This window comes from Streptomyces mayonensis, assembly GCF_018982965.1.
Taxonomy (GTDB): domain Bacteria; phylum Actinomycetota; class Actinomycetes; order Streptomycetales; family Streptomycetaceae; genus Streptomyces; species Streptomyces mayonensis.
In genome coordinates, this window is record NZ_JACBYP010000169.1 from 1 (window position 1) to 12,747 (window position 12,747).

General features: G+C 70.3%; 9 protein-coding genes and 1 pseudogene. 2 read left to right on the plus strand and 8 right to left on the minus strand.

All coding sequences use genetic code 11. The features are described from left to right. Positions 1 to 236: 236 nt before the first annotated feature. The 8 genes from HZS56_RS35290 to HZS56_RS35325 all read right to left on the minus strand — a co-directional run bounded on the left by HZS56_RS35290 (position 237) and on the right by HZS56_RS35325 (position 10,940). Positions 237 to 2,039 (minus strand): pyridoxal phosphate-dependent aminotransferase, encoded by a 1,803-nt coding sequence (locus tag HZS56_RS35290; protein ID WP_216724889.1) that lies wholly within the window; start codon positions 2,037 to 2,039, stop codon positions 237 to 239. A gap of 145 nt (positions 2,040 to 2,184) precedes the next feature. Next, positions 2,185 to 3,333: an aldose epimerase family protein gene (locus HZS56_RS35295; protein WP_216724890.1), complete on the minus strand. Its 1,149-nt coding sequence runs from the start codon at positions 3,331 to 3,333 to the stop codon at positions 2,185 to 2,187. A 67-nt stretch (positions 3,334 to 3,400) separates the two neighbouring features. Beyond that, complete coding sequence (mmsB, locus tag HZS56_RS35300) at positions 3,401 to 4,645, minus strand: multiple monosaccharide ABC transporter permease (RefSeq protein ID WP_216724891.1); 1,245 nt, start codon at positions 4,643 to 4,645, stop codon at positions 3,401 to 3,403. After that, positions 4,642 to 6,201 carry a multiple monosaccharide ABC transporter ATP-binding protein gene (mmsA, locus tag HZS56_RS35305; RefSeq protein ID WP_216724892.1) on the minus strand — a complete coding sequence of 520 codons (1,560 nt, stop codon included), beginning with the start codon at positions 6,199 to 6,201 and terminating at the stop codon, positions 4,642 to 4,644. Before mmsA ends, mmsB begins: the two co-directional genes overlap by 4 nt. Before the next feature lie 31 nt (positions 6,202 to 6,232). Continuing rightward, on the minus strand, positions 6,233 to 7,339 hold the full coding sequence (gene chvE / locus HZS56_RS35310; RefSeq protein WP_216724893.1) for a multiple monosaccharide ABC transporter substrate-binding protein: 1,107 nt from the start codon (positions 7,337 to 7,339) through the stop codon (positions 6,233 to 6,235). A 141-nt stretch (positions 7,340 to 7,480) separates the two neighbouring features. After that, complete coding sequence (locus HZS56_RS35315; protein ID WP_216724894.1) at positions 7,481 to 8,452, minus strand: hypothetical protein; 972 nt, start codon at positions 8,450 to 8,452, stop codon at positions 7,481 to 7,483. 299 nt (positions 8,453 to 8,751) lie between these two features. Continuing rightward, entirely contained in the window at positions 8,752 to 9,777 is a 1,026-nt protein-coding gene (locus tag HZS56_RS35320; RefSeq protein ID WP_216724895.1) for a zinc-dependent alcohol dehydrogenase, read from the minus strand. Next, complete coding sequence (locus HZS56_RS35325) at positions 9,774 to 10,940, minus strand: mandelate racemase/muconate lactonizing enzyme family protein (RefSeq protein ID WP_216724896.1); 1,167 nt, start codon at positions 10,938 to 10,940, stop codon at positions 9,774 to 9,776. The genes HZS56_RS35320 and HZS56_RS35325 overlap by 4 nt, the downstream gene beginning before the upstream one ends. A 213-nt stretch (positions 10,941 to 11,153) precedes the next feature. Between HZS56_RS35325 and HZS56_RS35330 the strand changes: the two genes are divergently transcribed. Both HZS56_RS35330 and HZS56_RS35335 read left to right on the plus strand, forming a co-directional pair. Further along, positions 11,154 to 11,867: an SCO2400 family protein gene (locus HZS56_RS35330; protein ID WP_216724897.1), complete on the plus strand. Its 714-nt coding sequence runs from the start codon at positions 11,154 to 11,156 to the stop codon at positions 11,865 to 11,867. A gap of 209 nt (positions 11,868 to 12,076) precedes the next feature. Then, positions 12,077 to 12,601: pseudogene (locus HZS56_RS35335) on the plus strand (GntR family transcriptional regulator); the annotation flags it as partial. Positions 12,602 to 12,747 lie beyond the last annotated feature (146 nt).

Here is a 12,747-nt window from a genome sequence, read left to right on the forward strand (position 1 = left end):
CCCCTCCACCATGGCCTCCCGTGTCACCGTCCTGAGGGGGAGGGGGCGGGACGGGCGCGGAAGCGGGGACTCCCCGGCTCGAATTCATGCGCGGGTCATGTTCGACACCCGTTGTTCAGTTGCTCTGCCGTTCAGTTGCCCAGTTGCCCAGTTGCCCAGTTGCCCAGCTGTTCGGTTGCTCGGCTGTCCGGCCGCGAGCGGCCCGGTGCCGTCGGGGCGCCCGGCGGCGGCCCCGGTCAGCCGACCCGGCCCATGCCCGCCGCGTTCGGCCAGTTCTGCGGGCCCGGCCGGCCCGCCACCGGGACCGACTCCAGGCCGTTGGTGCCCCGTACCTGGGCGGCCGTCAGACCGCCGTGGGCCGGGACGCCGGGCGGGGTGGGGCCGGCGGGCGCCGGATACGCGGGCATCGGGGCGCCTGACGGGACGGCCGGTGCCGCGGCGACCGGCGCCGGGGCGGGCGCGGGGACGGCCGCCGCCGCGGGCACCGGCTGCGGGTACGGCGCCGGCTGGGGGACCGGCACCGGACCCTGGTAGGGCGCCGGCTGGGGGACCGGCGCCGGTTGCGGGACCTGCCGGGCGGCCGCCGGTACCGGCACCGGGCCGACGGTGGCCGCCGCCGCAGCGACGGGCACCGCGGCCGGGAGCGGCGTGCCGGTACCGACGGCGGGAGCGGCGACCGCGGCGGCGGGAGCAGCGGGGGCGGCGGGGAGCCCGGGGACACCGGTCCCGGCGCCCGCACCGGGCCCCGTACCCACCCCGATGGCCGGGCCCGGGTTCTGGGCGGTGACCGCCCGCATGCCCGACCCGTTGGTCTCGCTCATCAGCCGGTCCACCGCCGCCGTGCCCGAGCTGTAGCCGGTCCAGGCACCGCTTCCGGTCCCGCTCCCGGTGGCCGGTTCGGGCACGGCGGCTCCCCTCCCGGACCCGTAGAGCACCTGCTCCATGCCGGACACCAGGCGACGCACGTCGACCTGGGGGCGCACCACGAGACGCAGGAAGCGGCTGGACGAACCGATCTTGTTGCCGCATTCCCGGACCAGGACCCGGTGCTCGGTGAGCATCCGGTCCCTGACGACGGTGCCCTCGGCGCCCACGGGCAGGCGTACGAAGAGGAAGTTGCCCTGGGAGGGGTAGACGGTCAGACCGGGCAGCGAGGCCAGTTGGCCGGACATCTCCAGACGGTCGCGGCGGACCTGGTGCAGACTCTGCGCGTACTCGGCACCGTGGTCGCGCAGCATGAACACGACGTGCTCGGCGAAGGAGTTGAGGTTCCACTTCGGCAGCATGGAGCGCACCCGCCCGGCCAGCGCCGGGTTGGCGACCAGGTAGCCGAAGCGGATGCCGTGCAGGCCGAAGTTCTTGCCGAGGCTGCGCAGCACGACGACGTTGGGGCGCAGCATCGCCTCCTGCACCACGCTGGGTTCCGTCTCCGCGTCGGAGAACTCCAGGAACGACTCGTCGACCACCACCAGGTCCCGGTCGGCCATCGCGTCCATGAACTGCACCAGCGCCTGCTTGTGCTGGTAGCCGCCGTCGGGGTTGTTGGGGTTGCAGACCACCACGGCCCGGGTGCCCCTGGCCCGGATGAACTCGGCGTACTGCGCGAGGTCGAGGGCGAAACCGCCGGACTCCTGGAGCGGGAACATGTCGACCCGCTTGCCGGTCTCCATGGGCTGGTCGGTCCAGCGGCCGAAGGTGGGGACGGGGACGGCGAGGGACTCGCGGACGAGCAGATGGTCGATCCACGTGATCAGCTCGGTCGAGCCGTTGCCCATCGCCACGCACTGCGGCGGCAGTTGGAGCAGCCCGCACAGCTCGGCGGTGATCGTGTCGGCGCTGCTCGGGTAGTACGTGATGATGTCGCGCAGCCGGCCGGCCATCTCGTCGAACATCGCCGGGGTGGGGAAATACGGGTTGCAGGGGATGCAGAAGTCCACCGGTCCGGCGCCCGCCGTCTCGCCGCTCTCCCGCGTCAGCGCCGCCATCGACGGGCTGTGTGCCGCGGTGCTGCGGAACAGCGAGGTGACGTTCCCGGACAAATGGACCTCCGTGGGTGGGCGGCCCGCGCGAGGGGGCACGGGCCGCCGTTACATACGGAGGGGATAAGGGCGCCGTTCAACGCCTGTGAAGAAAGTGTGCCCTGAGAGGTTTCAGCGCCTCACACGCACATCCCGCGCCGCATGCTCACGCCCCGAACGAGTGCACCGTGGACGTCCGGTACGTCTCCCCGGGCCGCAGTACCGTCGACGGGAACGACGGCTGGTTCGGCGAGTCCGGGAAGTGCTGCGTCTCCAGGCACAGGGCGTCGCCCTGGCGGTAGAGGGCGCCGCCGGTGCCGGTCAGGGTGCCGTCGAGGAAGTTGCCCGAGTAGAACTGCAGCCCCGGTTGGTCGGTGGCGATGCGCAGGGTGCGGCCCGAGGCGGGATCGCGCAGGGTGGCGATGTGCTCGGGCCGGTGCGTGACACCCTTGTCCAGGACCCAGTTGTGGTCGAAGCCCTGGGCGGTGACCAGCTGCGGGTGGCCGTCGCGGAGGTCCCGGCCGACCGGCTTGGCCCGGCGGAAGTCGAAGGGCGTGCCGGACACCCGTGCCAGTTCGCCCGTCGGGATCAGGCCCGCGTCGGTGGGCGTGTAGCGGGAGGCGGCGATCGACAGCTCGTGGTCCTCGACCGTGCCGCTGCCCTCGCCGGCCAGGTTCCAGTAGACGTGGCTGGTGAGGTTGACGACGGTGGCCCTGTCGGTCGTCGCCTCGTAGTCGATGTGCCAGTCGCCGCGCCGGGTGAGGGTGTACGTCACCTTCGCCCGCAGTGTGCCCGGGTAGCCCATCTCGCCGTCGACGCTGGTGTAGTGCAGCACCAGGCCGGTGTCGGAACCCTCGGTGAAGGGCTCGACGTCCCACACCCGGTAGTCGAAGCCGAGGGCGCCGCCGTGCAGGGAGTTCTCGCCGTCGTTGACGGAGAGCTGGTACTCCTCGCCGTCCAGGGTGAAGCGGCCCTTGGCGATACGGTTGCCGTACCGCCCGATCAGGGCGCCGAAGTGCGGGCTGCGGGCGACGTAGTCGTCGAGGTTGTCGAAGCCCAGCGAGACGTTGGCCCGGCGGCCCCGGCGGTCCGGGATCTCCAGGGACTGTACGACACCGCCGTACGACAGCACCTTCATGCGTGTGCCGCCGTTCTCCAGCGACCAGCGGTACACCTTCGTGCCGTCGGCCAGCCTGCCGAAGAGTTCCTTCACCGGTTTCCCGCCTCCCGAGGCGTACGCCGTGCCGCCGGCCGCGGTGGCGGTGAGGCCTGCCGCGGCCGCTGACGCCATGACCGTTCGTCTGCTCAGTTCCATGTGCGGCTCCTTGCGCTCCTGTGAGAAGAAGCGGGCCCCGCCGGTCGCCGGCGGGGCCCGAGATGCCTTACGAACCGACCCTGCGCTTGTTCCACACGTCGAACCCGACCGCCGCCAGCAGCACCGCACCCTTGATGACCTGCTGCCAGTCGGTGCCGATGCCGACCAGGTTCATGCCGTTGTTCAGCACGCCGAGCACCAGGCCACCGATGATGGCGCCGAGGACCGTGCCGACGCCGCCGCTCATCGACGCGCCGCCGATGAACGAGGCGGCGATGGCCTCGAGTTCGAAGTTGAGGCCCGCCTTCGGCGAGGCCGCGTTGAAGCGGGCGGCGAAGACCAGACCGGCCAGCGCCGCGAGCATGCCCATGTTCAGGAAGACCAGGAAGGTGACCTTCTTGTCCTTCACGCCCGACAGCTTGGCCGCGGGCAGGTTGCCGCCGATGGCGTAGATGTGGCGGCCGATGATCGCGTTGCGCATCAGGTAGCCGAAGCCGACGACCAGCACGCCGAGGATCAGCAGCACGATCGGCGCGCCCTTGTAGCTGGCCAGCAGCAGCGTGACGACGAGGACGGCGGCGACGAGCGCGACCAGCTTCAGCAGGAACAGCTTGACCGGCGGCACGTCGAGCGAGAACTCCTGCTGCCGCCTGCGGTCGCGGACCTCCTGGTACACCACGAAGGCGATCAGGGCGAAGCCGAGGAGCAGCGTGAGATTGTGGTAGTTGGTGTTCGGGCCGACCTCGGGCAGGAAGCCGTTGGCGATCTTCTGCAGGTCCTTCGGGAACGGGCCGAGGGTCTGGCCCTTGAGGAAGATCTCCGTCAGGCCGCGGAAGAGCAGCATGCCCGCGAGGGTCACGATGAACGAGGGTATGCCCAGATAGGCGATGAAGAAGCCCTGTACGGAGCCGGCGACGGCGCCGATGGCCAGGCACAGGATCACCGCCACCGGCCACGGCAGGTCGTTGTCGACCATCAGGACCGCGGCCGTCGCGCCGATGAACGCGGTCAGTGAGCCCACCGACAGGTCGATGTGGCCCGCGATGATGACCAGCATCATGCCGATCGCGAGGATCAGGATGTAGCTGTTCTGCAGCACCAGGTTGGAGACGTTGCGCGGCAGCAGCAGGTCGCCGTCCGACCAGACGGCGAACAGCACCACGATCAGGCCGAGCGCGATCAGCATGCCGTACTGCCGCATGTTGCGGCGCAGGCCGTCGAGCATCAGGTGCAGCAGGCCGCCGCCGGAGCCCGCACCGTCTCTGCCGGGCGGCGCGGGGGCCGGTGTCTTGGCGGTCACGTCCGTGCTCATCGGCTTACCTCTTTGTCCTTCTTGTCCTTCGTCATCCGACGCATCAGCGCTTCCTGCGAGGCCTCGGCGCGCGAGAACTCACCCGTCAGCCGCCCCGCGGCCATCGTGTAGATGCGGTCGCACATGCCGAGCAGCTCCGGCAGCTCGGAGGAGATGAAGACGACCGCCTTGCCCTCGGCCGCCAGCCGGTCGATGACCGTGTAGATCTCGTACTTGGCGCCCACGTCGATGCCGCGCGTGGGCTCGTCCAGGATCAGCACCTCGGGACCCGCGAAGATCCACTTGCTGAGGACGACCTTCTGCTGGTTGCCGCCGGACAGCTTGCCGACCGGCTCGAAGACGGTCGGCGCCTTGATGTTCATGGACGTGCGGTAGTCCTCGGCGACCTGCCGCTCGCCGTGCTCGTCGACCACACCCCGCTTGGAGACCTTGCCGAGCGCGGTCAGCGAGATGTTCCGGTTGATGGTGTCGATGAGGTTGAGGCCGTAGTGCTTGCGGTCCTCGGTGACGTACGCGATGCCGTGCCCGACCGCCTCGGGGACGGTCTTCGTACGGATCTCGGTGCCGTCCCTGAGGACCGTGCCCGCGGCGTGGCGGCCGTAGGTGCGGCCGAAGACGCTCATCGCCAGCTCGGTGCGGCCGGCGCCCATCAGCCCGGCGATCCCGACGATCTCGCCGCGCCGCACCTCGATGGAGACGTCGTCGACGACCTTGCGCTGCTGGTCGATGGGGTGGTGCACGGTCCAGTTGCGGATCTCCAGGGCCGGGGCCACCCCTTCCTCGGGCTGGTGCGGCGTCCGGTCCGGGAAACGGTTCTCCAGGTCGCGGCCGACCATCCCGGAGATGATCCGGTCCTCGCTCGTCTCCGCGGCCTTCACGTCGAGCGTCTCGATGGAGCGCCCGTCGCGCAGGATCGTGACCGAGTCGGCGACCCGGCGGATCTCGTTCAGCTTGTGCGAGATGATGATCGAGGTCATGCCCTGCTCCTTCAACTGAAGGATCAGGTCGAGGAGTTTGCCGCTGTCCTCGTCGTTGAGCGCCGCCGTCGGCTCGTCGAGGATGAGCAGCTTCACCTTCTTGGAGAGCGCCTTGGCGATCTCCACCAGCTGCTGCTTGCCCACGCCGATGTCGGCGACGCGGGTCTCGGGGTGCTCGTCGAGACCGACCCGGCGCAGCAGCTCCGCGGCGTGCCTGAGGGTGTCCCTCCAGTTGATCAGTCCGCGCTTGGCGTGCTCGTTGCCGAGGAAGATGTTCTCCGCGATCGACAGGTACGGCACCAGCGCCAGTTCCTGGTGGATGATCACGATGCCGTGCTGCTCGCTGGCCCGGATGTCCTTGAACCGGCAGGTCTCGCCTTCAAAGAGGATGTCCCCCTCGTAGCTGCCGTGCGGGTGGACTCCGGAGAGCACCTTCATCAGGGTCGACTTGCCGGCGCCGTTCTCCCCGCAGATGGCGTGGACCTCGCCCTGGCGAACGGTCAGCGTGACGTCCGACAGCGCTTTGACACCGGGAAAGGTCTTGACGATCGAGCGCATTTCCAGGACGGGTCCCGCCATGGTCGTGCCTTCCAATCCTTGAGGGGCCCGGTTACTTGAGGTCGTTCTCGGAGTAGGTGCCGTCCTCTATGAGCGTGGTGTAGTTGGACTTGTCGACGCTGACCGGCTGCAGCAGGTAGGCGGGGACGACCTTGGTGCCGTTGTTGTACGACTTGGTGTCGTTGATCTCGGGCTTCTTGTCGTTCAGGGCCGCTTCGACCATGTTCGAGGCGACCTTGGCGAGCTTGCGCAGGTCCTTGTAGACGGTCTGGGTCTGCTCACCCGCGATGATCGACTTCACGGAGGCCAGCTCCGCGTCCTGCCCGGTGACGATCGGCATGGGCTTGCTGGCCGAGCCGTAGCCGTCCGACTTCAGGGACGACAGGATGCCGATGGAGATGCCGTCGTACGGCGAGAGCACCGCGTCCACCTTGGCGCTGCGGTAGCTGGAGGTGAGCAGGTCGTCCATGCGCTTCTGCGCGGTGCCGCCGTCCCAGCGCAGGGTGGTGACCTGGTTCAGGGCGGTCTGCTTGGAGCGGACGACCAGCTGGCCCTTGTCCATGTAGGGCTTGAGGACGCTCATCGCGCCGTTGAAGAAGTACCGGGTGTTGTTGTCGTCGTTGGACCCGGCGAACAGCTCGATGTTGAAGGGGCCCTTCTTGCCGTCCTTCAGACCGAGCTTCTCGGCGATGTAGCCGCCCTGCAGTTCGCCGACCTTCTGGTTGTCGAACGAGGCGTAGTAGTCGACGTTCTCGGTGCCCAGGATCAGCCGGTCGTAGGAGATGACCGGGATGTCGGCGTCCTTGGCCTGCTGCATGACGTTGTTCAGCGACTTGTTGTCGATCGCGGCCACGATCAGCGCGTCCACGCCCTGCGTGATCATGTTCTCGATCTGCGAGACCTGCTGGTCCGGGTCGTCCTCACCGTAGACGAGCTTGGTCTCGTACCCCTTGCCCTTCAACTCCTTGACGACGTTGGCGCCGTCGGCGATCCAGCGCTCGGAGGACTTGGTCGGCATCGCGACGCCGATGGTGGCGCCGTCACTGCCTCCCTTGTCGTCGTCGCTGCCGCCCTCGCTGTTCTGGCCGCAGGCGGTCAGGGCGAGGGCGAGCGAGGCGGCGGTGGCTGTGGCGGCAAGTGCGGCTCTGCGGTTGCGCATGGTCATCATCCTTGATGTGGGTCAGGTTTCGGTCCGGTGGTGCCGGCTTCGCTGGGAGCGCTGGGGGTGGATCGACCGAGAGGCAGGTGTGTGGGATTGTGCGCGGTCGTGTCGTCTTTTGAGAAGGGAGTTTCCGGAACGTTATGACGAGATCTCGAACCGGTTGAGCGCCCCCGGAAGCCGGGTGCCGAGCGGGGCCATCTCCCCGTCCGCGCCGTGCCGGGCGAGCAGGTCGAGCGCGAGCCGTCCGCGCCGCACCCGCTCCTTGGCGGTGGCGAGGGTGAGTTCGCGCAGGTGGTGGCCGTACGGGTAGATCCCGGGAGCCTTGGAGAGACCGAACTTCAGGTACAACGGGGCGCCACGCCGGACGAGTTCGGCGACCTCGTACATCCGCACGTAGCCGCCGAGGTCGTCCGGAGCCTCGATGTACATGTCCATCGGCGCGGCCGAAACCCGACGTATTTCGGTCAGGTGGGCGAGCGTCAGGTCGCTGGGAACGTTGATGGAGTCCGCACCGAGCCGCTCGTACACCGCGTACGACGCCGGATTGACCGGCCCGACGAGCGCCGAGAGCTTCAGCGTGGTGTCGGAAGGGAGCAGGCCGGCCGTCCGTGCCCGGTGCAGCGTCCACAGCACGCCCTCGTCGGCGACGAGCAGGCACTTGACGCCCAACTCCGTTGCCCGCACCGCGTCTTCGACACACCCGGCGACCGCGTCGTGGCCGCGGGCACGCAGGCCCCCGCCGCCCGAGTCGGTGCGGGTGGAGCCGCCGATGTCCCAGGTGCCGCGCGGACCCGTGAACAGGCAGAGCTCGATGTCCCGTTCGGCGGTGGCCTCGACCATCTCGGTGATCTCGGCGTCGGTCAGCATCCACACGCCGCTGCCCTGACTGATCCGGTGCACCGGCACGTCAAGGCGCGAGGACTCCTTCAGCACCACCCCCAGCGCCTCGGGCCCCTCGCAGGAGGGGATCTCGGTGCGCCAGCGGCCGCCGCCCGGGAAGGAGTGCGGCGAGGCGTCGGCGGGGTCGAGGGCGGGCGCGGGCAGGCCGAGGGCGGTGAGCGCCTGCTCACCGGGCCTGCGTGCGGCGGCCGTGGCGGAAGCGTCGGTCACTGGCTGTCCTTAGTGTTCGAAGTGCCGTACAGGGTTCGCGGCTTGGTGCGTACGCGGTTCTCCGGCGGTACGCGGCGTTGGGGGTACGGGGGCTCTGGGGGTGCGCTGGTGTACGGAGCTGCTCTGGGCGGGCGTGCGCTGTCTCGGTTCGGTCCGGCGGTGTGCGGGTCCGGAGCTGCATGGCGCCGACCGGAAGGCGCGCCGCCCGGGAGGCACGTCGGCCGGATGGCGCACCGTCCGGCGGGTGTACGCCGGTACGGCGACGAGGTCGGGCCGCCCCCCCCGTACCGGCGTACGGCTCAGGGCACGGTGTCGGGACGCAGCAGCACCTTGCCCACCTTGGGGTCGCCGGAGCCCACCAGCTCGATGGCCTCCTCGAACCCGCCCAGCGGCAGTTCGTGCGTCACCAGTGGCCGCGGATCCAGCAGACCGGCCGCGAAGACCCGCACCGTGTGCGCCCAGGCGTCCGGCGGCGCCCCGAAGACGGTGTGCACCTCCAGCTGCCGTACGACCAGGTCGGTCGGGTCGAGCCCGTCGGCGCCCGCGGCCGGGATCCCGGTCAGCACCAGCCGCCCGCCCCGGCGCAGCAGCGCGGCCGCGGTGCGGGCGGCGTCCGCGGAACCGGCGGTCTCGATGACGACGTCGAAGTCGTCCGGGAGCAGCTGGTCCTTGGTCCGGAAGTCGCTCGCCCCGTACCGCCGGGACAGCGCCTCCCGGTCGCCGCGGGTGCCGACGACCAGCAACTCGGCCGGGGACGCGGCGCGCAGGAACTGCACCGCGAACATACCGAGCGTTCCGGTGCCGACGACGGCGACCCGTTCACCGGGCCGGGCGTTGGCCTTCAGCGCGGCGGCGGCGATGCACGCCGCGGGCTCCAGCAGGGCGGCCGCGGTCAGGTCGGCGTCGTCGGGCAGCGCGTGCAGCAGCCGGGCGGGCAGGGTCAACGTCGGGGCCATGGCGCCCGGCTGGGTGAAGCCGGTCTCCTCGTACCCCGCCGTGCACAGCGTCGTCTCGCCCGCGTGACAGCGGTCGCAGACCTGGCAGTTGCGGAACCCCTCACCCACGACCTTCCGGCCGACGAGCGAGGCGGGCACCCCCGCGCCGGCCCGCTCCACGGTCCCGGACCACTCATGACCGGGCGTCAGCGGATAACGCACGTACCCCTCGGGCCGGTTGCCCTGCCAGACCTCGCGGTCGCTGCCGCAGATTCCGGCGGCGTGCACCCGCACCAGCGCCTCGCCGGGCCCGGGTTCGCGCACCGCGTGCTCCACGAGCCGGTGCACCCCGGGCGCCTCGACGACGACGGCGCCGCTCGTCCCCGTCACTGGTCGGTCCCCTTGGGCTTGCGCTGCTCCCAGCCCTCGGCCCACAGATCGAACCGGGCCTGCTGCTGCGGGAACTCGGCCGCCGCGTCGGTGTCCAGCTCGACCCCGAGACCGGGCGCGTCGGACAGGTGGAAGCACCCGTCCTCGGGGTCCACCACCGGCGCACCCTTGACCACCTTCTTGATCTCCGCGTCCGCGAAGTCATTGAAGTGCTCAAGAATCTTGAAGTTGGGCGAGGTGAACCCGATCGCGAGCGAGGCGGCGGTCAGCACGGGCCCGCCCACGTTGTGCGGGGCCACGAGGGTGTAGTGCGTCTCGGCGGTGGCGGCCAGCTTCCGGGTCTCCCAGATCCCGCCGATGTGGCCGACGTCGGGCTGGATGATGTCCACGGACTGGTCCTCGAACAGCTCCCGGAACTCGATCCGGTCATGGATCCGCTCACCCGTCGCGACCGGCACCTCCACCTTCTCGGCCACCTTCCGCAGCGCCTTGAGGTTCTCCGGCGGCACCGGCTCCTCCAGCCAGGCAGGCTTGAACGGCGCCAGTTCGCGGGTGAGGCGGACGGCGGTGGCGGGGGAGAAGCGCCCGTGCATCTCCAGCATCAGCTCGGCCTCGGGACCGATGGCGTCCCGCACGGCCTCGATCAGCGACACGGCGTACAGGGTCTGCTCGTGGTCCAGCTCGAAGTGCCCGGTGCCGAACGGGTCGATCTTCAACGCCCGGTACCCGCGCTCCACGACCCCCTGCGCGGCCTTGTGATACGCCTCCGGCGTCCGCTCGGTCGTGTACCACCCGTTGGCGTACGCCTTCACCTTGTCGGTGACCCTGCCGCCCAGCAGCTGCCACACCGGGACGCCGAGGGCCTTGCCCTTGATGTCCCAGCAGGCCATCTCGACGACGGCGATGCCGGACATCACGATCTCGCCGGCCCGGCCGTAGTCGCCGTACTTCATACGCCGGACCAGGTCCTCGACGGCGAACGGGTCGGAACCGAGGACGTGGTTGGCCTCGGCCTCCTTCAAGTAGCCGAGCAGAGCGTCGGTGTGGCCCAGCATCCGGGTCTCGCCGACACCGGTGATGCCCTCGTCGGTGTGCACCTGGACGTATGTCAGGTTGCGCCACGGCGTCCCGACCACGTGTGTGCTGATTCCGGTGATGCGCACGGCGGCTGCCCCTCGCTTTGTTCGATATTTCGGCACGCGTTCGAAATGCTGGCGTGACAGTAAGGATGGCGCGGTCGGAGTGTCAATGGGTCGGACAGGTAACGGTTTCGACAGTTTCACCGGCCGGGCGGAACGACTTCGACCGCTTCCCTACACAACTTTCACAGCCGCCTCTAGGAACGCAGTGGCCCCGGAACTTAACCTGCCCGCGTCATGGACTACTGCCACCCGTGCCGACGGCACCTCAACGGCGCCCTCGCCTGCCCGGGCTGCGGCACACCCGCCGCCGGACCCCCGTCGCCGGAGGCTCCCTCGGCGGCGGGTGAGGATGCGGCTCGAAGGCCGTCCGACGACGAATCCCCCGAGGACGACACCTCGCCCGGCGCCCGGGCCAGCCGCCGCGACCGCAAGGCCGCCGCACACCGCCGGCGCCGCCGCCGGACCCTGCTCATCACTGCCGGCTTCGTCCTGGCGGCCGGCGGCCTGAGCCTCGCGGAACTCGGCATGGACGCCCCCGGCCCCCCGGCGAAGCCCGCGAGCGCAGGGGACGAGACGGCCGACGGCGACGCGACACGCAAGGCGGGGGAGGCGTCGGCGGTCCCGGCAGGCGAGACGTCGGGAGCCCCCACGCCCTCACTCTCGGCGTCCCCGGACGCCTCGTCCTCACCCTCCGGCTCGGCGTCCGGGTCGGCGTCGGACTCACTGGACACGGAGAATCCGGACCCGGCCGACCGGTCCGACGCCCCCGGTGCCTCTGGCCCCGGGCACTCCTCGGACGACACCCCGGACACCTCGGACCCGGCCCCTTCCTCCCCCGATCCCGACCCCGACGACGACCCGCCGCCGTCCACCAGCCCCACCTCACCGGAGTCCCCGGACCCGACACCGACGGAGACGTGCGACCGCTTCCTGTGGTGGTGCACGTAAGCGCGGAGCGTGCGGTGCGCGCCCCTGCCGGGAGGCCGACGCATCCCCGAACGACTTCAGCCCCGCGGCAGGAAGCGCGCGATCTCGGCCGCCACGGCCTCGGGGACGACCGACGGCGCGAAGTGCATCTGGAGGGTGAGAAACGCATGGACGAAGTCCCCTAACGGTGGGCCCCGATGGGCGCAACCGTCGGCTGCGAGGAGGGCCTCATGAGTGTGAACGGCTGGGTCAGCACGTCTTTGCCGTATCTCACGCCGCAGGCGGAGGGGCGCGGTGACGCCTGGGGCGCCGAGGCCAAGGCGCAAGGTCGCCGGGGAACCCAGCGCATCCTGCATGCGGGCGAGGAGCCCGCACCCGCCGAGGTCGCGGAACTGCTCCGCATCCCCGAAGGGGGTCCGGTCGTCGTACGCCGGCGCCTGATCCTCCTCGACGAGCGCCCGAACGAACTGACCGACACCTACTACCCGTCGTCCATCGCCCAGGGCACCACCCTGGCGCGCACCGCCAAGATCCGCGGCGGGGCCGTCACTTTGCTGGCCGAACTCGGTCACGTCGGCGTCCTGGTGAGCGAGGACGTGACCGCCGCGATGCCGGCCGAGGAGGAGAGCCGGACCTTGGAGACCACCCCGGACGAGCCGGTCCTGCGGCTCACCCGGCTGACGCTCGACCGCGACGACCGCCCGATCCAGGTGGACCGTATGGTGATGCCTGCCCTGCGGCAGAGGCTGCGCTACCGGGACTATTCGCAGTGCACCGGGCTTCAGCCCGGTGGTGAAGCGAATCTGAGGGCTGCTCTGACCTCGGCTGTGTGCACGGATCCGCACTGTTCACCTCAGCCCAGGTCAGAGCGGCCGGTTCTGCTGCTCGATGTACTGCTTCA

What these genes read in the sequence shown, in the direction of transcription:
- HZS56_RS35295 (WP_216724890.1), bottom strand. Translation starts at nt 3,333, where the DNA reads ATGGAACTGAGCAGACGAACGGTCATGGCGTCAGCGGCCGCGGCAGGC.
- mmsB (WP_216724891.1), bottom strand. Translation starts at nt 4,645, where the DNA reads ATGAGCACGGACGTGACCGCCAAGACACCGGCCCCCGCGCCGCCCGGC.
- mmsA (WP_216724892.1), bottom strand. Translation starts at nt 6,201, where the DNA reads ATGGCGGGACCCGTCCTGGAAATGCGCTCGATCGTCAAGACCTTTCCC.
- chvE (WP_216724893.1), bottom strand. Translation starts at nt 7,339, where the DNA reads ATGCGCAACCGCAGAGCCGCACTTGCCGCCACAGCCACCGCCGCCTCG.
- HZS56_RS35330 (WP_216724897.1), top strand. Translation starts at nt 11,154, where the DNA reads ATGGACTACTGCCACCCGTGCCGACGGCACCTCAACGGCGCCCTCGCC.